Origin of the sequence: Brachyspira alvinipulli ATCC 51933, from assembly GCF_000518245.1 — a bacterium.
GTDB lineage: Bacteria > Spirochaetota > Brachyspiria > Brachyspirales > Brachyspiraceae > Brachyspira > Brachyspira alvinipulli.
On sequence record NZ_KI912407.1, the window covers coordinates 158,912 to 184,360 of the forward strand.

A 25,449-nucleotide genomic window follows, 5' to 3' on the forward strand; every position below is an offset into this window, starting at 1 on the left:
CTAACAATTCTTCATGTTCTCACAAACAAGAAATCTGTCTTTTCCGCTTAAATCTTTTTTTACCAATACATTTTTCATATTTAAAGAATTGCATATATTAATCAATGCATCTCCCTGATCATAGCCTATTTCAAAAAAGAAAGCCCCATAATCTTTTAAATATTTTTCTATTATACTTAAAAAACTCTTATAAAAATCAAGCCCATCATAACCTGAATACAATGCATTTTGAGGCTCGAATTCCAAATCTTTTTGAAGCGCATATTTATCTCTCAAAGGTACATAAGGTGCATTTGAAACTATTATATCAAATTTATTTTTAGGTACGAAAGTTAAAGCATCAGTATTTATTATATTTATAATTTTTTCATCGCCTAATATATTTAAAGCATTTTTATTTATAACTTGAAAAGCTCCATTGCTAATTTCAATCGCTGTAATATCAATGTTTTTATTCTGATCTAAAAATAATTTTTTTAATGTTATAGGTATATTTCCACTTCCAGAACCAATATCGCATATTGAAATATTATCTTTATCTTTTGTATAATCCAACACCAAATCAATAATCTCTTCAGTTTCAGGTCTTGGTATAAGCACATTATTATCAACATAAAAATCGAATCCGTAAAACTCTTTTTTATTTATGATATAAGATAAAGGCTCATAATTAAGACGTCTATTTATAAGACTCTCTATCATATTTATTTCTTTTTCTGTAAGTTCTCTTAAACCTTCTGATATTAATTTTATTTTTGTAAGGTTCAAGGCATGCATTATAATAGTTTGTGTTTCAATATAAGAGACTTTATAATCATTATTAATTTTTTCTAACTTCTTGGCGTAATTAACTATTGCTTGATTGATATTCATTATAAAAATTAATTATTCAAAAAATCTTCTCTTTGAGGTGTGAAAGTATCTAATAGTTTTCCTTTTTTAATACATTTACATCCATGAGCCATGTTTTTAGGAAAATGTAAACTATCACCTGCTTTACATAAATATTTCTCTCCATTAACAGAAAACTCAAACTCCCCTTCTATAATATAAGTAATTTGTTCATGTTCATTATGAGAATGAGCTTCAGCTACAGCTCCTTCATCAAATTCCATATAAACTGTCATAAGATTTTTAGAATGTGCTAATACTCTTCTTTTTAGTCCGTTTCCTAGATTTTTTAATTCGGTTTTATTAAAATCCTGATACATAATTATTCCTCTATATAATTAGTATATATTTTTTATAGTTTAACAATTTTAATTTAGAAATTCAATAATATTTTATGATAAATTGTTATCAACTTTTTATTATAGATTCATCTTCCCAAATCTTAGGAACCATAGTAGCATTTGAATATGTATGAAAAAATAATTGAAACTCTCTTTTTTTAAACTCACCATTATATATAAAAATCTCTTGAGTTTTTTCTCCTGATTTCATTAAATATCCTGTGTATTCAAAATCATTTTTCAAACAAAAATTGACAAGTTTAGCTTTTCTAGTGTAATCTGATTTATCAATAGACATTATAATTTTAGCTGTAGAATATTTTTCTTTTAAAATTTTTAATATATTAGAACCATATCCTTTAGAACGCATATTTTCATCAACAGCCAAAAACATAATAAACAGGATATTATTAACTTTAGCCATATATGTAAAACCAACTAGCTTATCATTATCATAAAATGAAAGAAAGTCTGTTGTCTTAGTAAAAGACATTAAAAACATCATCCAAAAAGGTATTTTTTCCTCTTTAGGAAACGAGGAATCATATATTTCTTTAATTTTTTTACGACTAATTCTTTTTCTAGCTTCTTTAATTATAAGTTCCATTATTAAAACAAAAAAACCAGCCTCAAAGGCTAGTTTATTAACGAGGTATAAAAAATATAATATGGAAAAAATTCTTTCAAATATGAATAGCAGTAAGATTTAAGTCGGACAATCTCCGAATAAAGGAGGTGATCCAGCCACACCTTCCGGTACGGCTGCCTTGTTACGACTTCACCCTCATCATCAGTCCCACCTTCGGCGCCGCCCTCCTTGCGGTTAGGCTAACGACTTCAGGTAAAACCAACTCCGATGGCGTGACGGGCGGTGTGTACAATCCCCGGGAACGTATTCACCGTAGCGTTCTGATCTACGATTACTAGTGATTCCAACTTCATGGAGTCGAGTTTCAGACTCCAATCCGAACTGAGGCAACTTTTTTGAGTTTCGCTCCACCTCGCGGTCTCGCATCTCTTTGTACTTGCCATTGTAGCACGTGTGTAGCCCTGGACATAAGGGCCATGAGGACTTGACATCATCCCCACCTTCCTCCCACTTAAACGTAGGCAGTCCCCTAAGAGTGCCCGACATTACTCGGTAGCAACAAAGGGTGAGGGTTGCGCTCGTTGCGGGACTTAACCCAACATCTCACGACACGAGCTGACGACAGCCATGCAGCACCTATGTAAAACGTCCTTGCGGTCTGACTTATCTCTAAATCATTCATCTTACAATTCAAACCCAGGTAAGGTTTTTCGCGTATCATCGAATTAAACCACATGCTCCACCACTTGTGCGGGGACCCGTCAATTTCTTTGAGTTTCACCCTTGCGGGCATACTCCTCAGGCGGTACACTTAAGACGTTAGCTACGGCACTCCTATTTAAATAGAAGCACCTAGTGTACAACGTTTACGGCTAGGACTACCAGGGTATCTAAGCCTGTTTGCTCCCCTAGCTTTCGTGATTCAGCGTCGATAAATGCCCAGATGACTGCCTTCGCTATAGGTGTTCCTCTCGATATCTGCGCATTCCACCGCTACACCGAGAATTCCATCATCCCCTACAATATCCAAGACTTACAGTATCCGAGGCGTTTCCGAAGTTGAGCTTCGGTCTTTCACCTTAGACTTATAAGTCCGCCTACTCACCCTTTACGCCCAGTAAATCCGAGCAACGTTTGCCTCCTACGTATTACCGCGGCTGCTGGCACGTAGTTAGCCGAGGCTTACATTATCTACTGTCAATCATTCTTCGATAATTTCCGAGGTTTACAACCCGAAGGCCTTCATCCCTCACGCGATGTCGCTCCATCAGACTTTCGTCCATTGTGGAAGATTCTCAGCTGCTGCCTCCCGTAGGAGTCTGGGCCGTATCTCAGTCCCAATGTGGCCGGTCACCCTCTCAGGTCGGCTACCTATCGTAGCTTTGGTAGGCCGTTACCCTACCAACAGGCTAATAGGCCGCAGGCTCATCGTAAAGCGGATCACTCCTTTCCTCTACTCTACTTGTGTAGCAAAAGTATATGCGGTATTAGTCCATGTTTCCATGGGTTATCCCCCACTCTACGGCAGATTACCTACGTGTTACTCACCAGTTCGCCGCTAACTTATCCAGTTGCCCGAATAAGCCCGCTCGACTTGCATGCTTAAGACGCATCGCCAACGTTCGCTCTGAGCCAGAATCAAACTCTCCATACTCACTTTTGTGAATCTGAAATGATTCTTTATATTATCATTCTACTGAATGATGATTTACTTACTTAAAGAAATGTTACAAATTGTAACCGTTGGGTCATAGAACTTATTAAGTTCATTTACACCAGTTGTGTTTTGTTTTTCTTAAATTGCTTCTGCTATCCATATTTCAAAGAACTTTTTGTTCCCGTTGTTTCAAGCGATGTTTTTTATTTCTCATCGTTTGTTTTATTATTATAGCACAGGGGCAAAAAAACACAATACTAAAAATCCGCTTTTTTTATTTTTTTTAACCTAAAAACTATATAATTAGATATATATACAACATATCATACATATTTTAGTAGCAATTATCAAAAACACCTAAAAAACGATATCTTACAACCAAGAATTTATCTCTAGTTTTCATAATTTCATACCAAATTTTTGAATTTCTTTTATAAAAATGGTCAAATTTTATATAATTTTATATAATTGATATATGATTTTAAAAATATTTTTTTATTTTTTTATTAAAATACCAGGTTTTATTATAAAAATTATCAAAAAAAAAATATATTTATTTTATAGAAACTTATTAGAAAAATTAACCAAAATAACAATTATTTTTTACTAGACAAATATAAAAAACACCTCTATTTTTTACTAGACAAATATAAAAAACACCTCGTATAAAATTAATAAAAACAAATCCGATAAAAATCCACCAAAACAAATAAAAAATAAAACTTGATTTTATATTAATTTAGATATATTATATAAGAGCATATAATTGGAGAGTATTATTTTGGAAACCATGATAGATATCATTAATAGAGCACAGTTAAAAAACATAGATGAAGATGCATTTTTGTCTATAGCTTCAATATGTTCTTTTATTCCAAAATCTATTACTGAAAACAATACTTGGAAAAAACTTCCATTATCAGCAAAAGAAGTATACAGAACTTTAGTTGCTAATTATGATTATAAATTAGGAATATCTCAGATAACACATTCTCAGATATTAAATGAAGCTGGTATAGGAGGAAATGCTACTATAGTAAAATCTTTGGATACTTTGGAGGAAAAGGGATTTATTACAAGAGTAGAGTCTAAAGTGAAAAGTCATCATTATTTAATGCCTTATCAGGAAAGATTTTTTGCTTCTGTATGTAATTTACAGGTTAGAGACTTCTCTTCTCTTTATACTATTAATAAAAAAACAAAAAAAGAAACTCAAATTAAACAATCTATTGATAAACTTTTTTTCAAAGTTTGTTATAATTTAAGTTGTCTAGAGATAGATAACCCGCAAAAATTAATAGATAAGTATTCATCAGATGGTAATCAGCTTAGAACTATACTTTCTATGTGCAACTACATATATATAGCAAAAAAATATGGTTTAAATAAAAACATAAATTTGAATGATTATCTTATAGATTACTTAAAAAAAGGAAATATAACTGAAAATTTATTTGATAATGAAACTATGAATACTATAAAAAATATATTAATAAAGAACAAACAAAATATAACAGAGTAATACTATGGCAACAAAGAAAACTACAACAAACAAAGAAACAACAACAAAAAAAACTGCATCAGTGAAAAAAGCAGAAGAAACTCCTAAGAAAACTACAGCTAAAAAAACAGCAGAAGAAACTACTAAAAAAACTGCATCAAAAAAGAAAGAAGATACTACTACTGCTAAAAAAGATACAGCTAAAAAAGAAAGTACCGCTAAAAAAACTACATCAGTAAAAAAAGCAGAAGAAACTACTAAAAAAACTACTGCAGCTAAAAAAACTGCAGAAGAAACTTCTAAAAAAGAAGATTCTGTTAAAAAAACTGCTGTAAAAAAAACATCATCTGTAGTGAAAAAAGAAGATGAAGTTAAAGCCATAGAGGTTGATAAAATAGAAAAACCTAAAACATTAGATTCTATAATAAAAAAAGAAGATGAAAAGAAAGAAGAAAAAAAGGATTTAAAAGAATTAATAAAAAGTTCTCAGGATAGAAAAATATCATTAAAAACTTCAACTCCTGTTAGAAAAATAGATTCTATAAAAACAGAAACTACAGATTCAAAACCAGAAAGAGAATCTATAACTTTATTAAAAGAAGCTATAAAAGCTAAATCAAAAAATGTATCAAGACCTGTTAGTGTAAAAAAAAGAATACTTATAGATGATAATGAAGACAGTATAGCAAATGATAATATACCTTTGAATATATCAAAACCTGTATCATCATCTTTATTTAATAACAATGAAACTGTAAAAGAAAAAGATGAAAATGTATTTTCTTTTAATAGATTTGATTCAGATAAAAAAGAAAATGAAGAAAACATTTCAGATAATTTTGATAATAAAGAGGATAATTATTCTAAAATTTCTTCATCCTCTTCTATAACTGATACATATCATTTTGAAAAATTAGATGAAAACAATGATGAAGATAAAGATATTGAAGAGACAAAAACAGATAATGTTGATTTAGTAAGTGATGATAACGAAGAAGAAAAAGATGAAATTGTAGAAAAAATCGCAGATGAATCTGAAGAAACAGAAGACGTTAAAGATAATATTGAAAATAATAAAGATGAAGACGATATAAAAGAAGAAGTAGAGGAAGTTACTGAAACTTTAGAAATAAAAGAAATAGCAGAGGTTGCTGAAACAGAAGATATAAAAGAAGATGAAAAAGAAAAAATCGAAGAAAAAGCAACTTATAGTAAAAGCGATATATTTAAAAGAGTTGTAATACCTAATTTAAATGATAGTGAAGAAGTACAAAAATCCAAATTTAATCAAGAAGAAATGGATAAAGCAGTTGAAAGTGCTCCTATAATACATGAAAATGAAAAAGTAGAAAATTATAAAAATTACACACTTGATAAAACAATAGAAGATGAAAAAACAGAAGATAATGAAAAACTTCAGGAACTTAGAGAAAAAGATATAAAAATAATAGAAACAGAAGATGAATTAAAAACATCATCTTTCCCTGAAATAGAAAGAAAGCCGGTAGAACCTTATGTTGCTCCAGCACATTCTATGGAAAATGATAAGAAACAAAATAAACTTGTACCAATAATCGGTATAATTATAATAATTTTAGGTTTATCATTCTTAGGTATACAGTTTTTTACTGGAAAAAACAATAATAATACTGATGATGGATTTTATGATATTGTAACAAATGAAACTATAGATAATAATGTTAATACAAATAATAATGCGGCATTAATACAAACAAATACTATAAAAGAGGATACTAACACTACAGTAAGACCTCAAACTAATAATACAAGACCGCAGACTAATAATGCTGTTAATACTCAAACTAATACAAGACCACAAACTAACACTACAGTAAGACCTCAAACTAATAACACAAGACCGCAAACTAACACTACAGTAAGACCTCAAACTAATAATAATACAAGACCGCAGACTAATAATGCTGTTAATACTCAAACTAATACAAGAGTGCAGACTAACACACCTCCTACTCCTCCAAAAGAACCAGAGATAACTCCACCTACACCTCCTACTCCTCCACCTAATCCTCCTACAGCCAATAACACAAATGCTTCAATATCTGGAATGAATCAGAATAATAATATATCAGGTCTTAATACATATAAAACACAATGGAATGATACGCTATCTTCTATAGCTACAAAAGAACTTGGAGACGGTAGAAGATGGCCTTCTATATTTGTACTTAACCAAGATTTAATGAAAAGTCCTGATGATATAGTATTTAATATATATATAAAAATACCAAACGGCGGTAAAAAAAAAGTTGATGATATGACAGATAATGAAAAAAGAAGTTTATATAATGATTATCTAAAAGTAGCTGAAATATATTCAAAAATTGGAAAATCAAATCAGGCAAATACAATTAAATCTCAAGCAAATTCTATATTAAAATAATTCAATTAAAAAATCCCATTTAGCGATATAAACAATGAAAAGATTCAATAAAAATAAGAATGCAAAATTAGAATTCTCATGTACAGGATGTGGTATATGCTGTAAAGAAAAGGGATATGTATTTTTTAATGATAATGATATAATAAATGCCTCTGAATTCTTAAAAACATCTCCTCCTGTTTTCATTAATAAATATCTAGAGTACGAAGAAAATTACGGATATTATATAAGAATATCTGAAGGAGAAAGCTGTCCATTTCTTGATGAAAATAATAGATGCACAATCAATGACGCTAAACCGCATCAATGCAAAACTTTTCCATATTGGAAAGAATATATGGATAAAAATGGTAATATAATAGCAGGTAAATTCAATAGACCCTGCCCGGGTGTAAAAATCAAAAAATAATTTTTTTGCTTATTTCATTTTTTTTAAAAATATTATATAATAATACGTTGTTAATGGATAATATGTATAGGAAAAATAAATAATGAGTAATGATTTGATTAGTAAATATGATGCTTTATCTGTAAAAGATATAAAAGCTATTAAGGATCAATTAATAGCACATAATATACCCCTATTTAGATTAGACAAAGAAAAAAATATCATATCGTTTCCAACAGAACAATTAAGTATTATAATAGATAATGAAAAATACGCTAATTTAAAATTATATATACCAAAACATTTTTCTGTATTTATAGAAGAATTCAAATCTATAATCAATACAGCAACTAATAATGATAACGATTCTTCCGCTCCTTATGTATTTAGAACTCCGAAAGAATCAGAAAAAGAGATGGGTAAGAGAATATCTGAAATCTCTAAAATGACATATAAAGAAAAAGTTAATACTATAGAAAATTATAATAAAGAACTTAAAGAAATTAAAATAGATGAACAAGCCGGATTAACAAAAAATGCAGCTCAGCAAATAGTTAATGTTGGAAATGATGTTGGACTTATAGCTAAAGTTACAATGTTTGAAAGCATACAAAAAATTAAAGGCGAAGAAATTACACAAGAACAGGCAAAAATAGAGAATCAGGAAATAACAGAAACAACTACAAATCTTGTTACTACTATAGTTGATATGCTTGCAAATAATACAGAAACACAAAAAGTTTTTGATGAATTAAGAAATTATTCTGACGGAGGAGTAATGTCTCATTCCAACAGAGTTTTTATTTCTTATGTTAATTTTATGGCATTTTATAACAATCTCATAAACAGAAGACATTTAGTTCATAAAATAAGAACATCATACACAAACAAATATAAGAAATTTTATGAACAAGTTGAAGCTGTATTTAGCAAAGCAGATATACATAAAAATTTAGCCACTGTTGAAGATTGTATTGATAAAGGGGTAAAGGTTATAGGCGAAAAAGAAATGAATCTTTATGCTGTAGGTGCTTTGCTACATGATATAGGAAAGGTCAAAGACTTAGATTATTTTGAAGGTGCTACTGGAAGAGATTATGAGAGAATAAAGAAGCATTTATTTAATAGTTATGCCTTGGTAAGCCAAACTTCTGAATATCCTTTAGAGGTTATATTAACTGTAGCATTACATCATGAATATTATGGTTTAGGATATGGCCCTTATCAGCATTTATATGAATTAAAACTAGCTAAACATCCTAATTTCCAAATACAGAGAATAATGACTTATGATGCTAAAGCTATAGATGAATGTGATGCTTTTGCTTATTTCCCTGCTAAAATGCTTGAAGTTATAGATGTATACGATGCTTTAATAGACCCTGCACGTAAATATAGAGGCGGTAAAACTTTCACTCCTGAAGAAGCATTAAACATAATGAGAGAAGATTTTATAGAAAAGCATGTTAAACTAGATCCTATACTATACGATGTGTTTGTTGAGTTTTTAAGCAATTCTATAGAACAGGATTTGATGACTTGCAAATTACTATAGTAGTATACTAAAAAAGTCTATACAGTTTTATACAAAATTACTGAAAAATAGTATGAGCCAATCATGGGGATCGAACCCACGGCCCACGCATTACGAATGCGTTGCTCTACCAACTGAGCTAGATTGGCTTAAAACTTAATTATTTGTAACAGCGGTCTGATTATTATTATTAGTTGCTTGCTGCTGTAATTCTTCTAATTTAGCAATGCCATCTCTATAAGCTGAAAATACCATCTGCCAATTAGTTGTAGCTAAAGGAGAAACATATATATCATCATAAGTCTCTTCATTAAATTCGTTTACAAAATTAAATCTTATATTAGAAATAGGTCTGCTTGCGAAACTTTCAAACTCAGCATCATCATTAAACTTATATCTAACTTCAACATCATAAAATCTTAAATCACCCATCATAAACGGATTATAAATAACCTTCTGAATATTAGATAATTGAACAGTGCTTCCGTCATCAAAAGTAAATATTATAGGAGTTCCCCTATTTACTAATATTTGACCTGGATACTTATATCTAAACTCTAATGTTATAGTTCTGCCTGCTCTTTTATAGAATCTAAATCTGTTATCTCTTAAATATTTATATGTATCCTTCCATGATGTATATATATTCATTTTTGAAGTCAATTTATCTCTTTCTGTAAAGAATAATCTACTTTTTAAAATATCATTAGTTGCATTTGAATTGTTTGTCTGCATTGCATCATTAGTTTGCTGTGAATACAAACATGAAAAATATACAAATATAATAAAAAATGAAATTAATAATTTATTCATTTTATTATTCTCCATTATAAATATAACCTATATAATATTAAGAACGGAATATTAATGGTTAAAATTAAAGACAAGTAGGTATTTTTTTTTTTTAAATTGAATAATAATATTGACACCTTCAAAATATTTGTTAGAATAATCTAATAAATGTTAAAAGTAATATTTAATGGAAAGTGTAATAATTATAACTGCTATTATAATAATAGGAATTATAGCAGTATTAAGCTATATAAAGAAAATGAAATCAGGAAGCTGCTGTTCTGGTGAAATTAAATGCTGCAATGAAAAAGTTAAAGTAAAAGATAAAAATAAAAATCATTATCCATATAAAAAAATATTAAAAATAGGTGGAATGACCTGTACTAATTGTGCTAGAACAATAGAAAACAATTTTAATAAACTTGGAAATGTATATACTAAAGTAAATTTTGATAAAGAAGAAGCTGAGATTCTTATGAAAGAAAATATAGATGATAAAATATTTGAAAATATTATAAAAGAATCCGGGTACAGATATTATATAAAGGAATAAAAAAGGAGGCTTTGAAGCCCCCTTTTGTAAGTTGTATAAATCAATTATTATTTACTTTTTCTTCTTCCTCTTTTTTATCTTCGTCGCCTTTAGCAACTACAGCAGCCTCTTCTTTCTTAGGTCTTGCTCTGAAAGAGTTTAACATAGTATAAGCAACAGCCACATTTTCCTCACCAGAAGAAGATGCCACTCTGAAAGCCATTAGAGAAGAATATCTGCTTCTGCCATAAGCATATCTAAATCCAATCTCAACACTTTCACCTGGATCTATATCTACTTTTTCACTATCAAGCACTATTGTTGATAGAGCCTGAGATAAATCTGTTTTAATAGTTACATCATTTTGTCTCTTAGATGTTCTATTAACTATAGTAAGCACACCTGTTCTATTGCCCTCATCAAGTTTAACTGTAACATTGAATGGGTTTTCTGAATATTTCTCTTCTATTCTTGAAACTATAGAAGCATTAATATTAGCCCACTCTTTTATATTGTTTCCAGAACCTCTAAACTTAGACCATAACATTCTTGAAATATCATGGAAGAATATACCTCTTATTCTGCTGCTTCTATTAAATTTAGCTTCAGATTCATACATTCTTCTCATATATTCTAATTCCGGTCTCAAACTTCCGTCCTGAAGTCTGTTATCTATCATATTTCCAACTAATACATTATATTCGCCTGATAAATACTGAGGCCAAGCAGCAAGCATACCAACATGCTGAGCACGATTAGCTTCGTATATCATAACTGCATCGTAATCTATACCAGCATCAAAGAACATATAAGGATCTTGTCCATGTTCCTGACCATGATTCCAACCTAAAGTAAATGCCCATAATTTTTTCTTAATTCCTGATTCTTTTATAGCTTTTATTATCAATGATTCTTTATGAGCTCTAAACCATCTCCATTTCATACCTATTTCTTTTCTGCCTCTATTAACAGCAAGCCAACGCATTCTAGCAGGCTTACTCATAGTAGACCAGTTAGCAGGAACATAAACACCTGTAAGCTCAACCATTTCATCAACCATCTCGTAACCATCTACTTCACCTGTACGTATAAAGTCAAGTCCTACATAAGATATATTAGGGTTAGCATCATATCTTTTCAATATATCTATAATGTCCTGAACTCTCTTAGGGTCAGCCAAAGATATATGTCTGCTTTCTACCAAACTTTGAGTAGCAGAATTATATCCAACTGATACCTCATATCCGCCTTTTCTAGCACCGCCGCCTGCCGCAAAATAACTCATAACATAAGCACCAAGCTCAACATTTCCTTTAGCTCTGCTGTCAGCCAAATTTTCAATATTTTTTATCATAGCTTTAGCCCAAGGCTCTTCAGGAGTAATACCTCCAGTCCATCCTGTAGTCTGTCCCCCTATAGCCCAGAACATATCGCATTTCATATATCTAACCCAGTCATATATAGCATCATAAGTTGTAGGTTCGCCTGTTTCTACGCTAGGTATCTTTTTAGTAGTTAAATCTATTGCATATTCTAAAGTAGCTATTTTTTTAGTTTCTTTAGCAGGAGGAGATTGTCTTCCTTTAACTGTAAAGTCTTTTGTATAACCAAAAACTCCGCTCTTAGTTTGAACCAAAACTATAGCCTGATATTCTCCTAAAACTCCTCCGAAAGGATGCAAATATGTTCCTTTATATTGAGAGTTTCTAACTTTAAATACATTAATTGAATATCTTTCATCGCCGTTTTTTCTTACTATCCTGTCTTTCTTATATCTTACATAAATACTTATATTATTTACAACATCCTCAGTATAAACAGAAGCATTTATTACAACTGGTTCATATCTAAAAACAGATATTTTAGATAAATCTATTGATACTCTAGGAGCTTCTCTTTTTCTAGAGTTAAGTATTGCAGCATCAATTGCTCCGCTTAATTGATCGGCAGCTTTATCTGTTGTATTGGCATTAAATACCATTGCAGGAAGTATATTAGGATTAGGCATTGAAGAACTAAATTCATCATCGCTTAAAAGCAAATCCTGGCTTAAATACTGTATATCTTCATCAGCACTTATATCCTCATCTGTATAAATATCTTCCAAATCTACAGATAAATCATAATCATATATAGGTTTCGATGTAACAAGCGAAAGCGAATCCGGATTGTACATATCTATTCTATGATTTTTAGGATCCTCACTATCAATGTTGTAGGTATTATCATTATTATAACTAAGTATAGTCATTCTCTCACCTATACCAAATGTAAGAGAGACAAGTGCTACGGATATGAGCAATAATATTGTAGTGGCTATTATACTTTTTTTCATATTGATTTGCTTCCAATTTTTTTATTTTTATTTAATTTATTATCAAGTGTTCTGTCTAGAATGCTTTGAATGTTTAGGATGCTTAGCTATTTGCTTTTTCAAATGCGAAGAATCCACATGAGTATATATTTCTGTAGTGGTTATATCAGAATGTCCTAACATCCTTTGAACAGATCTCAAATCTGCTCCATGCTGTATCAAATGTGTAGCAAAACTATGTCTTAATGTATGAGGATAAATATTTTTTTCTATACCACTCTTTTTCATGGCTTCTTTAACTATTTTCCAAATACCAACTCTTGAAATTTTATCGCCTCTGAAGTTTAAAAATAATTCGCTAGTCTTTTTCCCTTTAACCATTATAACTCTGCTAGTTTGTATATATCTTTGCAAAATATCCAAGGCTCTGTCATTAATAGGCACTATTCTTTCTCTTTTACCCTTACCGCATATCTTCAAATATTTACCTTCAAAAAATATATCATCAATCTTTAAAGAACAAATTTCACTAACTCTTAAACCAGATGAATACATAAGTTCAAAAATAGCTTTATCTCTTAAGCCTTTATCTGTTTTCTCATTATGCACAGATAATAAATCATCTACTTCTGTTGCAGTAAGAGATTCAGGCAATACTCTTTTTAAACGTATAACTTCTAAATTATCTGTAGGATTTTTAGAAATGTAATTCTCCATTACTAAAAATTTATATAAGTTAACTATGCTAACTTTATTTCTAGCTACAGTTCTTGATTTTGAACCTTGCTCCTTTCTTTCGCTAAGAAATTTCTCAATATCTTTTCTTGTGGCTTTTAGAATTGTCTTTTTATTCCTACTTAAAAAATCAAGATATATAACAATATCTCTTTTATAAGATTCCAAAGTATTTGATGACAAGCCTTTTTCTACAGCCTCATAGTTTAAATACATTGATAATATTTCTTGATCTGAAACCTGTTTAACTGACATTGAAATCTGCCTCTTAATTTAAGATATAATATACAAAATCAAGTTGACATTGATATTTAAGGATATTGTCAACTTAAAATGATTATCGACAATATTTACTATTTATTTAAACATAATACATTACTTAATAAAAATATTACATTAACTAAACATAAAATTTAAAAGTGTAAACTTATTTAAAAATAATAAGATAATTATAAGTGATAATTTTTTTTAAATTAAAATGCTAAACATAAAAATTGAAAATCCATTTACTATACGTACAATTTTTTATTAGCAATAATAAATATAATAATCCCTCAGGGATACATATAACTTAATTTATTAAGACGTAGGCAAGCATAGCAATAAAAATAAGCGAGCTGGAACATTACCGAAGGTACACAGTGTGTGAGTTAATTTATTAAGACGTAGGCAAGCATAGCAATAAAAATAAGCGAGCCGGAACATTACCGAAGGTACACAGTGTGTGAGTTAATTTATTAAAACGTAGGCAAGCATAGCAATAAAAATAAGCGAGCCGGAACATTACCGAAGGTACACAGTGTGTGACTTAATTTATTAAGGCGTAGGCGAGCATAGCAATAATGAACAAAAAAATTTTTTTAGACAAAAATGAAAATCCATACAAGCCATCCAAAAACATTATTAAAGAGCTTGAAAAATTTGATGTAGATTCATTAAAACTTTTTCCTGAATTTATACCGGAAAAATTAGATAAAGAAATGTCAAAATACCTTAATATAGAAAACGAGAATATAATATCTGTTAATGGAATGTATGAAGCATTTACATGCATAATAAACTCCTATGACAAATATAAAATATTTCTGCAGGAGCCTTACAGAGATCTATATACTAGAATATTAGAATATTGCAAAATTAATTATGATGTTATAGAGGCTAAAGAAGATTATAATATAAATCTCAAAAAAAACATAAGAAATAAAAACTCAATAATAATAACAAGCAATCCTAATGCAGAAACCGGAATGTTTATAAACATAAAAGAAATAGAAAATTTTTTAAAGCATTATGAAGGTATTTATGTAATAGATGAATCATATATCAACTTTGCAGGTGAAAGTGCAATAAATTTAATTAACAACTATGACAACTTAATTATAATAAGATCTATAGCTCATTCGCATTCCATCTCAGGACTTAATATTAACTTTATAGTTTCAAATAAAAATAATATAGAAAATATGTCCAAATTAAGACAAAAATATGGAATAAATAAAATATCAGAAACAATAGCTATAGCAGCTTTAAAAGATAAAGAAACATCATATAAAAATATATTTGATATAGTATTAGAAAGAAACAGACTAGATACATTATTAAGTAAAGAAGGTTTTATAGTAATACCTTCAAGAGCGAATTTTCTTTTGATAAAACATGTAAATAAGGATTCAGATTTTATATATAATGAGCTGATAAAAAGAAGTATATTTGTAAAGCAATATAATAAAGAAAATATATTAGCAAATTTTTTAAGAGTTACAATATCAAGTCCTAAAATAAATAATATCCTTATTAATGAATTAAAAGCAATTGTAAATATTCAATAATTTATCAAGCTGCAATATTTCTCATTATAAAAAATTAAATATAAAAATAATAAATAACTATTGACATTGGAGTGCACTTCAATGTTATAATAGTGTCATAATTATAGAAAGGAGTTATTTTATGTTATTGGATAAAAACTTAGAAGAAGCTAATTCAGGTAAAAGAATAAATGCTAAGGGTTATGCTGTTCATAGCAAAACAGATACTTTTAAACCATTTGAGTTTTCAAGACATTCTATGGGAGATAATGATATTTTGATAGAAATAATGTATGCAGGAATATGTCATAGCGATATACACTCAGCTAGAAGCGAATGGCATGAAGGCATATACCCTATGGTTCCAGGACATGAAATTGCAGGCAAGGTTGTTGCTGTTGGTAAAAATGTTACTAAATTTAAAATAGGAGATTATGCAGGTGTAGGATGTATGGTTAACTCATGCGGAGAATGTGAAGCATGTAAAAGAAGCCATGAACAATTCTGCGAAAGAGGACAAACAGTTCTTACTTATGATTGTAAAGATCATTTCCATAATGATGAACCTACTTATGGTGGTTATTCAAATAATATAGTAGTAAGCGAAAAATTTGCTATTACTGTACCTAAAGATGCCCCAATGGAAAAAGTTGCTCCATTACTATGTGCTGGAATTACAACTTATTCTCCTCTGAAGTTTTCAGGTGTTAAAAAAGGCGATACAGTAGGTGTTGCTGGTTTCGGCGGACTTGGATCTATGGCTGTAAAATATGCTGTTAATATGGGTGCTGATGTATATGTATTTGCCCGCAATGATAAAAAGAAAAAAGAAGCATTAGAAATGGGAGCTAAAGATTTATTTACTTCTACAAAAGATATTAAAGTACGTTTTGATTTAATAATATCAACTATACCTACAGGATATAATGTTAATGATTATGTAGATTTACTTAAATATGGCGGAGAAATGGCTATTGTAGGACTTCCTCCTGCCGAATTAAAACAAAGTATAGATTTAGCAAGATTAATATTTGCAGGCGGTAAAAAAGTTTATGGTTCTATGATAGGCGGTATAAAAGAAACTCAAGAAATGCTTGATTTTTCATTAAAGCATAAAATATATCCAGAAACAGAAATTATATCTGCCAACCAAATAGATGAAGCATACAATAAACTTACAAGCGGGCAAGCTAAATTCAGATATGTAATAGATATGAAAACTCTATAAAAATTAATACATTCTCAAAAACAAAAACTTTTATGCAATAGGGTATTTTATTACTCTATTGCTTTATTATTTTATACTATTAACAAAACAGTAAAAAAATATATAATATAAATATATGATTAATATAAATAATAAATATTTAAATATTATTACAAATAATAACAAGTCTCAAATAAAAGACGGTGATGTAGTAAGATATTCTGTAATGCGTAAACTTGACTCTGATAAAGCATTGATAAATATTATGGGTAATAAAGTTATAGCATTATTCAAAAATGGAATAACAGAAAAAGGTTTTGCATTAGTGTCTAAAAAAAATGGTGAAATAACCTTAACTATCTTAAAAGATGCAAGCAGCATTAAAGAAGCAAGAGAAAATATTAACAATCAGAAAAACGCAGAAGTAACAGTTAACATAAATACAGAAAAATCAGAAACTGCATCTATTCTAGCTCAAAGAGGTGTAAAGCCTAGTTATGAAAATATTAAATATTTTGAAACAATATTAAAATATCTTCCAGACTTAGATATTAACAAAAAAAAGTTCATATTAAATGCGATGTCTAATGGTGTATATTTAACGGTAGAAGAAATAAACACTTTAGGAAATATTTTTAAAAAATTTAATGACATTATAAGCGTCATAAAAAACTCTAACAAAAATAACGAAACAGCCGAAATATTACTAATGCTTGCTGACAACGTTTTGCAGCAAAATGATAAGGAAAAATTAGATAACTATATATCTACAAATGCTAATTTTGGTATATGGTTTATGCTCTTTGATATGCTTCATAGTGAATTATCCTCTGATAGTTCTAATATGCTGAAGCTGCTTTTAAAAATACTATCTGCCAATAAAAGAAATAGGAGTCTAAAAGAGTCTTCATTTATGATTCCTATACCATTTATGATAGATGGAGAAATAAAAGATGTACTTCTTTATATAAGCGGCAGCGAAGAAAAAAGAACTAACAAACAATTTACTTTTATAGCTTATGATGATGACAAAGAGCTATGTCAAATATCTATATCAAAAAATAATGATAATAAGTATTTGATATGTATTAGATTTTTTGATGAAAAGTTATATAATAAATGCAATAATATCAGAGAAAATATAGAAAGAGATTTAACTAACTTTGATAATATAAAATTAGAAATAAATTATATTAATAATGGCGGAAAAAACAATGAATAAAAAAATTGAAAATGCTGTGGCTCTTCTCTATAATAAAGAAATACATCATGCTCCTGTTGTTATATCTAAAGGCAGTAATTTCTTAGCAAAAAGAATGGTTGATATAGCAAAAAAAAATAAAGTGCCTGTTGTTTCAGATGAAGAAACAGCTAATAGTTTAATGCATTTAGATATAGGAGAGGAAATACCTTATTCACTTTATGAGGCTGTAAGCATTATATTAAAACATATATATAAATTAAAGGCAGAGTGAAACGATGGGAAATTTAACTAGCATAAAAACTCAAGATATAAAAACTAAAGCTGAAAAAAAAGATGTTTATTTAGATAATGATTTTCTTGCTATTACAGGATATATAGATATCAAAGAAGAAGATATAAAAAGATTAAATAAATGGAATATAGAAGAAATATATGTTGAAGATAATAGCTCTATATCTATAGATACCAAATCAGCTGCAGACTTTGATAAATTCTTAAGAGAATATAAAGTATTCAAAAAAATATATTTAAATATAATCAAAAAAGTAAAAAATAATCTAGGTAATTATAAAAATAATAATATAGTAAATATTAATGAACTTAATGAAATTATAGATGAAATACTTGATATTATGAATAGAAATTTAAATAGCGTATTGCAGCTTTTTAATTTAAGTGGTTTACCAAAAGTAGAAGAATATTATATAAGATCTTTAAATGTATCCATGATATCAATGATTATTGGGCGTTCAATGAAATTCTCTGAGAGCAGAGTAAAAAGGTTGGGAGTTGGTGCTATGCTTTATGATATAGGATTAACCAAAGTACCTGACAAAATATTAGGAAAGCTAGGAAAATTCACAACAGATGAATATAACGAAATAAAAAAACATACAGTTTACGGCTATAAAATCATGAAAACTAATTTTAGATTTGATGATGAAGTAGCTATGATATCTCTTGCACATCATGAATTTTTTAACGGTAAAGGTTATCCTAGAGGACTAGTAGGAAATCAAATACATTTATATGCCAAAATTGTAGCAATAGCCCATTCAGTAGAAAAAATGCTAAAAAGCAATAGATTTGAAAGTTATAAACAAAAAGGACATGAACATAAATCTACTTTTAGCTTAATGCTTGAAAAAAGTTCTGAAAATAAAAAGAAAGATGTATTTTTATCAGATGCTGTTAGAGAGATTATGCATGGTGCTAATACAAAATATGATCCTACTATATCAAAAACTTTTGTAAGTATATTCACCGTTTATCCTATAGGATGTATTGTAATTTTAAATGATAATAGAAAGGGATTAGTTTTTGCTACAAATCCTAATTTTCCTATAAGACCAATAATAAAAATAGTCTCCAATGAAAATGGAGAATTAATAAATGATGGAGAAACTATTAATTTATTAGAAACTAATAAATTATTTATAGTTGCTGTAGATAAAGATCATAATTTCTTAGAGGAGGTAAAAACCAAAATATTTGAAACAGAATAAAAGTAATATTAAAAGATGACTAATAAAAAAACTATAGGCAATCTAGGAGAGGATATTGCCTTAAGATATCTTGAGAATATGGGATTTACTCTATTAGAAAAAAACTTTAGAGCTAAAAACACCAGAGGCGAGATAGATTTAATAATGACAAAAGGAGTTGTTATTGTGTTTATAGAAGTAAAATATCGAAGACAAGGAAGTTTTGGATATGCAGCTTATTCTATATCTGAGCGAAAAAAGAAAAAGCTCTATAATACAGCTGAAGAATACTTAATTTCTAAAGGATTAGGTCTTAACCAAAAATGTTCTTTTGGGGCAGTTTTAATAGACGATACCCACCATCAAAGAGAAATATCTTATATAGAAGATATATTTATTTAGGGGTATTATCATGAAAACAGCAGTAAAAATTAATCCTGAAAAAATAGATCTATATAAGAAAAAGTTAAAAGATGAAAAATACATTAATAAAGCTATAGAAAGATTGGCAGGGCACTTAATAAGTGCAGTAATAGATTAAAATACAATAAGGTAAATAAAAACTTATATGAATATAATAGAACGTGGAAAAACTACTCTTTTACTTGAAAGTGAAAACTTAAAAAAATTATCTGATAATTTGGACAGTAATTTTGAAAATGCTGTAAAAGAGTTGTTTAAAATAAGTGGCAGAGTTATAACTTCCGGAGTTGGCAAAAGCGGACATATTGCAAGAAAAGCAGCTGCTACTTTTGCCTCCACAGGAACACCAAGTTTTTTTGTTGATCCAAATGAGTGTATGCATGGTGATTTCGGAATGATAACAAAAACAGACTGCTGTATATTATATTCTAAAGGCGGAGAATCAAGAGAAATAATAGAGCTTGTTAATTGGCTATGCAGACAAAATATACCATACATAGCAATTACAAATGAAATAGATTCAACCTTATCTAAAAATGCAAAAATAACACTGCTTACATATGTAGAAGAAGAGGCTTGTCCTTTAAAACTAGCTCCCACTGTGAGCACAACAGCTTCTCTTGCTTTATCAGATGCTTTGGCCACTGCTTTAATGGAATTAAGAGGATTTAAAGCAGAAGATTTTGCTGTATTTCATCCTGGCGGAAGTTTAGGAAGACAATTAGCAAAGGTTAAATCTATTATGCATACTGACAATCTTCCTATAATTAATCTTACAACTACATTACAAGAAGCATTATTTAAAATAATAGAGTGCAAACTTGGAATAGCTATAGTTGTAGATGATAATAACATATTAAAAGGAGTAATCGTAGACGGAGATTTAAAAAGATTACTCATAAAGAATAATGATATACAAAATATACTATCTCAAGAAGTACAAAATATAATGAATACTTCCCCAAAATTTATTTATGAAGATACTTTAATTGGTGAAGCACTTCATATGATGGAAGGCAAAATAACAAATTTAATCGTTGTTGAAGAAAATACAAATAAACCTATAGGTATTGTTCATATACATGATATTCTAAAAATAAAAGCATTTTAAATAAATTTACTTTTCATAAAAATGCTTGTTATAATAATATGAAACAAAATAAAAAAATATTCATATTCTCATATTCAGCACTTATAGTTATAATTATTCTTTTTACAGCAATTTTAAGCATGCTTGGAAATATTCAAAGAATAGGTTATTTATCAGATTTTGATCATATACTAGAAAATAAATACTATTTCAAACTTAAATTTGATAGTAAAATATTTAAAAACAATAAAATATACACTGTATACCCTAATACTAATGAAATGCCTAAAAATGTAACTAATATAAAATGGAGCGGCACTTATTACGGAAATCTTGTTATAGGCGACAGCAGCATACAATTAAATAAGAATGATAAAATAGATAATATTAAATATAAATTAAAAATAAATAATAACGTTATATTTTTTGCTCTTTTTATTATTATACTATTTCCAATACTCTATTTTTATATAATACCAAACATTTTAAAAAATTATAAAGCATATATTTTTTTATTTATATTAAACAGCGTTTTATACTTATCTGTAATCAATTTTATAATGCCGTCATTTTCAATGATGCATCTAAAATTTAATATATATGATTTTTTATATTCATATTTATTTACAATGACAGCATATAGTCTGATTTTTTACAATCCTCTAAATAAAAGATTTAAAAATATTAGAATAATATTAGCATCTCTGTTTTGCATAATATCAATGTTTTCTTTTTTCGTAATAGAGACTATAAGCTTAACAGTACTTAATATGGTTATACTATTTTCTGATATGCCTAATCTTTATGCCTCTCTTATTACTGTACTTCCAATGTATTTGAAAATTATAACTATAACTGTAAGTATAATATATTTTTCTTCTTTAATATTTTTTATATTATTATTCATCTTTAATATATACAAAATATTTATAGAAAGAAGCAAAATATTATCATTAGTTATGACAATTTCTATAATATTTATAGTATTTATTTTATTCTTCAAACCTAAAAATATAGATATATGGAGTATAGATTTTGTAAGAAATGCAAACAGAAAAGGAATAATAAACACTATAAACTATAGAATAAATTATGACAGATTAAATGAGATTAAACCAAACAAAGAGCTTGTATCAGAATCAATTAATTTATTAAAAGAATATGAATCCAAAAGAGAAATTTCAGAACTTTATTTAAAATCTACAAAAAATATTTTTAATGAAATAAACAAATTAGAAGATATTAACATTAATAGTACAAATGATATTGAAAATGCCGAAAGAAATAAAAAAATAGAAGAGTTAAAGAAAAGTTTAAAACGCGATGTTTATCTTATATTTTTAGAATCTTTTTATGATTATTCTCATTTCTCAAAATTATTTCAAAAAGATCCTTTTACAAAAGAATATAGGAAATGGGCTAATGCTTCAAGAAAAATAGCACCTAATGTAAATAATGGAAGTTTTTATGCTAGACTTTCCGGATTAACAGGCTCTTCTCCTCTTTATCCTAAAACTCAATCAGAAAAAATAGAAAGTACTCTTCCCGATTTGCTTTCTAAAAATGGTTATACTACAATAGCTTTGGAAGAAGCACTTAATACATATAATTTAAAAACTTTCTATCCATCTATAGGTTTTAAATCTCAAGTATTCGGATTAGGAACTACAAATATAAATACTTATTTAAACACCAATATTAATAATTTAGAAAGCCCAGTATTTGCAGCAGGATTTACAATATTAGGTCATACAGATTCTCATTTATCAAATGATTTAAATATATCAGAAAACAATAAAAAATTTTTAGAATATTTTGAAGGAAATGATCAGCTTCATATAATGGAAACACTAGACAATTCAGCAATGACAGCCATTGAAATAATAAAAATAAGAGACACAATACTTAAACATTCTCCGAATGCTGTTATTATCTTCAAACATGATCATTTATACCCTTATTTAAAAGCTATAATAGAACGTTCTAAAATAGATGAAAAAATAAAAACTAATTTTTTAAATGATTATAAACCCTCCCCTATTTTAATTTGGGACGGCGCTAATGGAGCATATAAAGCACCTGAAAATTTTAAACCAGAAAATATACCATTATTTATAGCTGTTAATTTAAATATTGATTACACCAACAGTGTAATATCTCTGCTATACAAAGAACAAATAGATAATACAATAAGTACTTACAATAGATTTTATTATACTACAAATAATTCGCCAATAGAACAAAGCGAAGTGTCTAACCTTACAATATTCAAATATGAAAATGCTCAGAGAATATTATCTCAAGATATTTTTCAGGGTAAAAAGCATTATTATAATATAATTAAAGAAACTACTAATAAATAAAATAATATTGATAAAATTATATCAAAGTTATATAATGTATTTATTATATAACAATAAAATTTTTTAAGGAGATTTTTCAATGCGTTTTTTTATAGATACAGCAAATGTTGATGAAATTAGAAAAGCTAATGATATGGGAGTAATTTGCGGTGTTACTACTAACCCATCATTAATAGCAAAAGAAGGAAGAGATTTCAAAAAAACTATAGAAGAAATTACTACTATAGTTGATGGCCCTATATCTGGGGAAGTTAAAGCAACTACTGTTAAAGCTGAATATATGATAGCAGAAGCTAGAGAAATTGCTAAAATACATAAAAATATGGTAGTAAAAATTCCTATGACTGATGAAGGTTTAAAAGCTGTAAAAGTATTATCTAAAGAAGGAATCAAAACTAATGTTACTTTAATATTCTCAGCTAATCAGGCATTACTTGCAGCAAGAGCAGGGGCTACTTATGTATCTCCTTTTATAGGAAGACTTGATGATATATCTGTTGATGGACTTGAACTTATAAGAACTATATCAGAAATTTTTGCAACTCATGCAATAGAAACAGAAATTATTTCAGCAAGTGTACGCCACCCTATACATGTTACAGAATGTGCATTAGCAGGTGCTGATATTGCTACTGTTCCTTATAGTGTAATTGTACAAATGACTAAACATCCATTAACCGATCAAGGTATAGAAAAATTCAAAAAAGATTATGAAGCAGTATTTGGAAAATAATTGTTAATAACAATTTTTTAAATGGAAGTATTAATAAAATACTTCCATTTAAAATTCATTTAATAAAATACCACTCATAGTAAGCCTATAATATTATTGTTATCAGTTTGTACATCTTTGTAAAGAATATCATTATACTCGTCTATCAATAATATATAGTCTTCATCTGTAAAAAAATAAAAAATATTGTCTAAAAATTCTGTCATAGTTTACCCCATTTATCAAAATTCAATCTCTCTCATAACTCTCTATTAAAAATATAATAATTTTATAAAAAAAGTCATAAAGAATTTATAAAAACAAACTGAACAATTTCGTACCAATGTTTTTATTTTCGATTTCATTATTGACAAAAGCATCTATTATGTTAAACTGAACAAAGTTCATTATAAACGAATATTTTTTCAAAGGAGTTTTTTATGGTAAAAATTATAATTTTATTATTAGCAATGTCCATATTTGCTCTTTCATGTTCTTATCAGCATAGGCATTTAGTTGGAGATGGTCCTCAAACAGGTGTTACTTTGAGAAGAAAGCAATGGTATGCTCTATGGGGATTAGTACCTATGAATGATGTAGATACTGAAAGATTAGCAGGAGGTTCTGAAAATTATGAAATATACACAAGAACTAATGCAGGAGATTTCTTTATAAATCTTATTACTGGTATACTTGGTTTTACCAGCAGAACTGTTACTGTTAGAAAATAAAATTAATTATGAAAAAAACACTATATTTATTATTAACACTATTTTTAATTTCATGCGAAAATAATTCTTCTAACGCTGATATATTTTCTAATAGAGATATAAATTTTAAAAAATTAAGTTTAGGTGACAATAAATCATATGAAGATAAACATCATATTTCAAATATAAAAGTTAAACTTATTCCTTTATATAATTCTATTAAACTATCAGATAAAGAAAAAAATTGTATAATAGAAAATACAGGTTATGCTAAAGATCTATATTATATAGACAGCATGTTTTTAAATGAAAGTAAAGAAACTACTTGTTTTGTAGGATATATGCCTAAGAACAAAAATTCTTTAGATAATCTTATTGCTTATATAAACAGCATGAATCATGACAACAATATATTAAAAAACTATTTTATAGTAAATGGAAATAAAAATATACAATACAAAATACAATTACAAGATACTATTTTATTTTTTGTGATATTTGAATCAAAAAATTCAAATTACCTTGTATTGAGTTACACATTTCCATCATACAATGATTACGACTCTATGTACAGCATTGCAAATTCGATTAATTCAGTAGAGTTTTATTAACACTTTGGGGAGAAGTTTTTTAAAAAATTCTCCCCAATTTATATTTAAAACCACATGTATAATAAAATTATAAATCAATCATAATATAATCCAATTTCATTAAACGTGTGTTAAATAAATTCAAAATCTAATAAAAACTTG

General features: G+C 28.1%; 24 protein-coding genes, 1 tRNA gene and 1 rRNA gene. 17 read left to right on the forward strand and 9 right to left on the reverse strand.

The annotated features are described in order from the left end of the window. From prmC to T324_RS0115055, 4 genes are all read right to left on the reverse strand, one after another. Entirely contained in the window at positions 1 to 873 is an 873-nt protein-coding gene (prmC, locus tag T324_RS0115040) for a peptide chain release factor N(5)-glutamine methyltransferase (protein ID WP_028331016.1), read from the reverse strand. Between the two features lie 8 nt (positions 874 to 881). Beyond that, the gene (locus T324_RS0115045; RefSeq protein ID WP_028331017.1) at positions 882 to 1,211 is read right to left on the reverse strand and encodes a cupin domain-containing protein; all 330 of its coding nucleotides are present in this window, start codon (positions 1,209 to 1,211) and stop codon (positions 882 to 884) included. An 88-nt stretch (positions 1,212 to 1,299) separates the two neighbouring features. Further along, a complete protein-coding gene (locus T324_RS17810) occupies positions 1,300 to 1,839 on the reverse strand; it encodes a GNAT family N-acetyltransferase (protein WP_051436869.1) in 540 nt (179 codons plus the stop codon). A gap of 121 nt (positions 1,840 to 1,960) precedes the next feature. Beyond that, positions 1,961 to 3,475: ribosomal RNA gene (locus T324_RS0115055) — 16S ribosomal RNA — on the reverse strand. Positions 3,476 to 4,259: 784 nt separating this feature from the next. Here T324_RS0115055 and T324_RS0115060 point away from each other — a divergent pair. The 4 genes from T324_RS0115060 to T324_RS0115075 all read left to right on the forward strand — a co-directional run bounded on the left by T324_RS0115060 (position 4,260) and on the right by T324_RS0115075 (position 9,344). Next, entirely contained in the window at positions 4,260 to 5,000 is a 741-nt protein-coding gene (locus T324_RS0115060; protein ID WP_028331018.1) for a hypothetical protein, read from the forward strand. Positions 5,001 to 5,004: 4 nt separating this feature from the next. Further along, positions 5,005 to 7,401 carry a hypothetical protein gene (locus T324_RS0115065; protein ID WP_028331019.1) on the forward strand — a complete coding sequence of 799 codons (2,397 nt, stop codon included), beginning with the start codon at positions 5,005 to 5,007 and terminating at the stop codon, positions 7,399 to 7,401. A 34-nt stretch (positions 7,402 to 7,435) separates the two neighbouring features. Then, positions 7,436 to 7,810, forward strand: a complete 375-nt coding sequence (locus T324_RS0115070) for a YkgJ family cysteine cluster protein (RefSeq protein ID WP_028331020.1) — start codon at positions 7,436 to 7,438, stop codon at positions 7,808 to 7,810. An 82-nt stretch (positions 7,811 to 7,892) separates the two neighbouring features. Continuing rightward, on the forward strand, positions 7,893 to 9,344 hold the full coding sequence (locus T324_RS0115075; RefSeq protein WP_028331021.1) for an HD-GYP domain-containing protein: 1,452 nt from the start codon (positions 7,893 to 7,895) through the stop codon (positions 9,342 to 9,344). A 55-nt stretch (positions 9,345 to 9,399) separates the two neighbouring features. Here T324_RS0115075 and T324_RS0115080 read toward each other — a convergent pair. Together T324_RS0115080 and T324_RS0115085 are read right to left on the reverse strand one after the other, a co-directional pair. Beyond that, positions 9,400 to 9,472: transfer RNA gene (locus T324_RS0115080), tRNA-Thr, on the reverse strand. Positions 9,473 to 9,479: 7 nt separating this feature from the next. Then, positions 9,480 to 10,136, reverse strand: a complete 657-nt coding sequence (locus T324_RS0115085) for a hypothetical protein (protein ID WP_028331022.1) — start codon at positions 10,134 to 10,136, stop codon at positions 9,480 to 9,482. Between the two features lie 166 nt (positions 10,137 to 10,302). Here T324_RS0115085 and T324_RS0115090 point away from each other — a divergent pair, with 166 nt between their 5' ends. After that, positions 10,303 to 10,668, forward strand: a complete 366-nt coding sequence (locus tag T324_RS0115090) for a heavy-metal-associated domain-containing protein (RefSeq protein ID WP_028331023.1) — start codon at positions 10,303 to 10,305, stop codon at positions 10,666 to 10,668. 40 nt (positions 10,669 to 10,708) lie between these two features. On the opposite strand, the gene T324_RS0115095 is transcribed toward T324_RS0115090, so the two are convergent. Both T324_RS0115095 and xerD read right to left on the reverse strand, forming a co-directional pair. Beyond that, positions 10,709 to 12,982 (reverse strand): hypothetical protein, encoded by a 2,274-nt coding sequence (locus tag T324_RS0115095; protein ID WP_028331024.1) that lies wholly within the window; start codon positions 12,980 to 12,982, stop codon positions 10,709 to 10,711. 42 nt (positions 12,983 to 13,024) lie between these two features. Continuing rightward, positions 13,025 to 13,951, reverse strand: coding sequence for a site-specific tyrosine recombinase XerD (gene xerD / locus T324_RS0115100; protein WP_028331025.1), 927 nt, complete (start codon positions 13,949 to 13,951; stop codon positions 13,025 to 13,027). A 587-nt stretch (positions 13,952 to 14,538) separates the two neighbouring features. Here xerD and T324_RS0115105 point away from each other — a divergent pair. From T324_RS0115105 to fsa, 10 genes are all read left to right on the forward strand, one after another. Further along, positions 14,539 to 15,525, forward strand: coding sequence for an aminotransferase class I/II-fold pyridoxal phosphate-dependent enzyme (locus T324_RS0115105; protein ID WP_028331026.1), 987 nt, complete (start codon positions 14,539 to 14,541; stop codon positions 15,523 to 15,525). A 121-nt stretch (positions 15,526 to 15,646) separates the two neighbouring features. Next, entirely contained in the window at positions 15,647 to 16,732 is a 1,086-nt protein-coding gene (locus T324_RS0115110) for an NAD(P)-dependent alcohol dehydrogenase (protein ID WP_028331027.1), read from the forward strand. A 115-nt stretch (positions 16,733 to 16,847) separates the two neighbouring features. Next, on the forward strand, positions 16,848 to 17,933 hold the full coding sequence (locus tag T324_RS0115115) for a hypothetical protein (RefSeq protein WP_028331028.1): 1,086 nt from the start codon (positions 16,848 to 16,850) through the stop codon (positions 17,931 to 17,933). After that, positions 17,926 to 18,186: an EscU/YscU/HrcU family type III secretion system export apparatus switch protein gene (locus T324_RS0115120; protein ID WP_028331029.1), complete on the forward strand. Its 261-nt coding sequence runs from the start codon at positions 17,926 to 17,928 to the stop codon at positions 18,184 to 18,186. The genes T324_RS0115115 and T324_RS0115120 overlap by 8 nt, the downstream gene beginning before the upstream one ends. A 4-nt stretch (positions 18,187 to 18,190) precedes the next feature. Continuing rightward, complete coding sequence (locus tag T324_RS0115125) at positions 18,191 to 19,420, forward strand: HD-GYP domain-containing protein (RefSeq protein WP_028331030.1); 1,230 nt, start codon at positions 18,191 to 18,193, stop codon at positions 19,418 to 19,420. 15 nt (positions 19,421 to 19,435) lie between these two features. Further along, a complete protein-coding gene (locus T324_RS0115130) occupies positions 19,436 to 19,801 on the forward strand; it encodes a YraN family protein (RefSeq protein WP_028331031.1) in 366 nt (121 codons plus the stop codon). Between the two features lie 10 nt (positions 19,802 to 19,811). Then, the gene (locus tag T324_RS18820; RefSeq protein WP_281171828.1) at positions 19,812 to 19,940 is read left to right on the forward strand and encodes a hypothetical protein; all 129 of its coding nucleotides are present in this window, start codon (positions 19,812 to 19,814) and stop codon (positions 19,938 to 19,940) included. Positions 19,941 to 19,967: 27 nt separating this feature from the next. Further along, the gene (locus tag T324_RS0115140; RefSeq protein WP_028331032.1) at positions 19,968 to 20,933 is read left to right on the forward strand and encodes a KpsF/GutQ family sugar-phosphate isomerase; all 966 of its coding nucleotides are present in this window, start codon (positions 19,968 to 19,970) and stop codon (positions 20,931 to 20,933) included. A gap of 38 nt (positions 20,934 to 20,971) precedes the next feature. After that, positions 20,972 to 23,275: a hypothetical protein gene (locus T324_RS0115145; RefSeq protein WP_028331033.1), complete on the forward strand. Its 2,304-nt coding sequence runs from the start codon at positions 20,972 to 20,974 to the stop codon at positions 23,273 to 23,275. A gap of 79 nt (positions 23,276 to 23,354) precedes the next feature. Next, entirely contained in the window at positions 23,355 to 24,008 is a 654-nt protein-coding gene (fsa, locus tag T324_RS0115150; protein ID WP_028331034.1) for a fructose-6-phosphate aldolase, read from the forward strand. Between the two features lie 74 nt (positions 24,009 to 24,082). On the opposite strand, the gene T324_RS18825 is transcribed toward fsa, so the two are convergent. After that, complete coding sequence (locus T324_RS18825) at positions 24,083 to 24,214, reverse strand: hypothetical protein (RefSeq protein ID WP_281171830.1); 132 nt, start codon at positions 24,212 to 24,214, stop codon at positions 24,083 to 24,085. 213 nt (positions 24,215 to 24,427) lie between these two features. Between T324_RS18825 and T324_RS0115160 the strand changes: the two genes are divergently transcribed. Continuing rightward, on the forward strand, positions 24,428 to 24,718 hold the full coding sequence (locus tag T324_RS0115160; protein ID WP_028331035.1) for a Bor/Iss family lipoprotein: 291 nt from the start codon (positions 24,428 to 24,430) through the stop codon (positions 24,716 to 24,718). A gap of 8 nt (positions 24,719 to 24,726) precedes the next feature. Beyond that, complete coding sequence (locus T324_RS0115165) at positions 24,727 to 25,308, forward strand: hypothetical protein (RefSeq protein WP_038375341.1); 582 nt, start codon at positions 24,727 to 24,729, stop codon at positions 25,306 to 25,308. Positions 25,309 to 25,449 lie beyond the last annotated feature (141 nt).

Coding starts and splice junctions, on each gene's coding strand:
- prmC (WP_028331016.1), bottom strand. CDS start 873: ATGAATATCAATCAAGCAATAGTTAATTACGCCAAGAAGTTAGAAAAA.
- T324_RS0115045 (WP_028331017.1), bottom strand. CDS start 1,211: ATGTATCAGGATTTTAATAAAACCGAATTAAAAAATCTAGGAAACGGA.
- T324_RS17810 (WP_051436869.1), bottom strand. CDS start 1,839: ATGGAACTTATAATTAAAGAAGCTAGAAAAAGAATTAGTCGTAAAAAA.
- T324_RS0115065 (WP_028331019.1), top strand. CDS start 5,005: ATGGCAACAAAGAAAACTACAACAAACAAAGAAACAACAACAAAAAAA.
- T324_RS0115070 (WP_028331020.1), top strand. CDS start 7,436: ATGAAAAGATTCAATAAAAATAAGAATGCAAAATTAGAATTCTCATGT.
- T324_RS0115075 (WP_028331021.1), top strand. CDS start 7,893: ATGAGTAATGATTTGATTAGTAAATATGATGCTTTATCTGTAAAAGAT.
- T324_RS0115085 (WP_028331022.1), bottom strand. CDS start 10,136: ATGAATAAATTATTAATTTCATTTTTTATTATATTTGTATATTTTTCA.
- T324_RS0115090 (WP_028331023.1), top strand. CDS start 10,303: ATGGAAAGTGTAATAATTATAACTGCTATTATAATAATAGGAATTATA.
- T324_RS0115095 (WP_028331024.1), bottom strand. CDS start 12,982: ATGAAAAAAAGTATAATAGCCACTACAATATTATTGCTCATATCCGTA.
- xerD (WP_028331025.1), bottom strand. CDS start 13,951: ATGTCAGTTAAACAGGTTTCAGATCAAGAAATATTATCAATGTATTTA.
- T324_RS0115105 (WP_028331026.1), top strand. CDS start 14,539: ATGAACAAAAAAATTTTTTTAGACAAAAATGAAAATCCATACAAGCCA.
- T324_RS0115110 (WP_028331027.1), top strand. CDS start 15,647: ATGTTATTGGATAAAAACTTAGAAGAAGCTAATTCAGGTAAAAGAATA.
- T324_RS0115115 (WP_028331028.1), top strand. CDS start 16,848: ATGATTAATATAAATAATAAATATTTAAATATTATTACAAATAATAAC.
- T324_RS0115120 (WP_028331029.1), top strand. CDS start 17,926: ATGAATAAAAAAATTGAAAATGCTGTGGCTCTTCTCTATAATAAAGAA.
- T324_RS0115125 (WP_028331030.1), top strand. CDS start 18,191: ATGGGAAATTTAACTAGCATAAAAACTCAAGATATAAAAACTAAAGCT.
- T324_RS0115130 (WP_028331031.1), top strand. CDS start 19,436: ATGACTAATAAAAAAACTATAGGCAATCTAGGAGAGGATATTGCCTTA.
- T324_RS18820 (WP_281171828.1), top strand. CDS start 19,812: ATGAAAACAGCAGTAAAAATTAATCCTGAAAAAATAGATCTATATAAG.
- T324_RS0115140 (WP_028331032.1), top strand. CDS start 19,968: ATGAATATAATAGAACGTGGAAAAACTACTCTTTTACTTGAAAGTGAA.
- T324_RS0115145 (WP_028331033.1), top strand. CDS start 20,972: ATGAAACAAAATAAAAAAATATTCATATTCTCATATTCAGCACTTATA.
- fsa (WP_028331034.1), top strand. CDS start 23,355: ATGCGTTTTTTTATAGATACAGCAAATGTTGATGAAATTAGAAAAGCT.
- T324_RS18825 (WP_281171830.1), bottom strand. CDS start 24,214: ATGACAGAATTTTTAGACAATATTTTTTATTTTTTTACAGATGAAGAC.
- T324_RS0115160 (WP_028331035.1), top strand. CDS start 24,428: ATGGTAAAAATTATAATTTTATTATTAGCAATGTCCATATTTGCTCTT.
- T324_RS0115165 (WP_038375341.1), top strand. CDS start 24,727: ATGAAAAAAACACTATATTTATTATTAACACTATTTTTAATTTCATGC.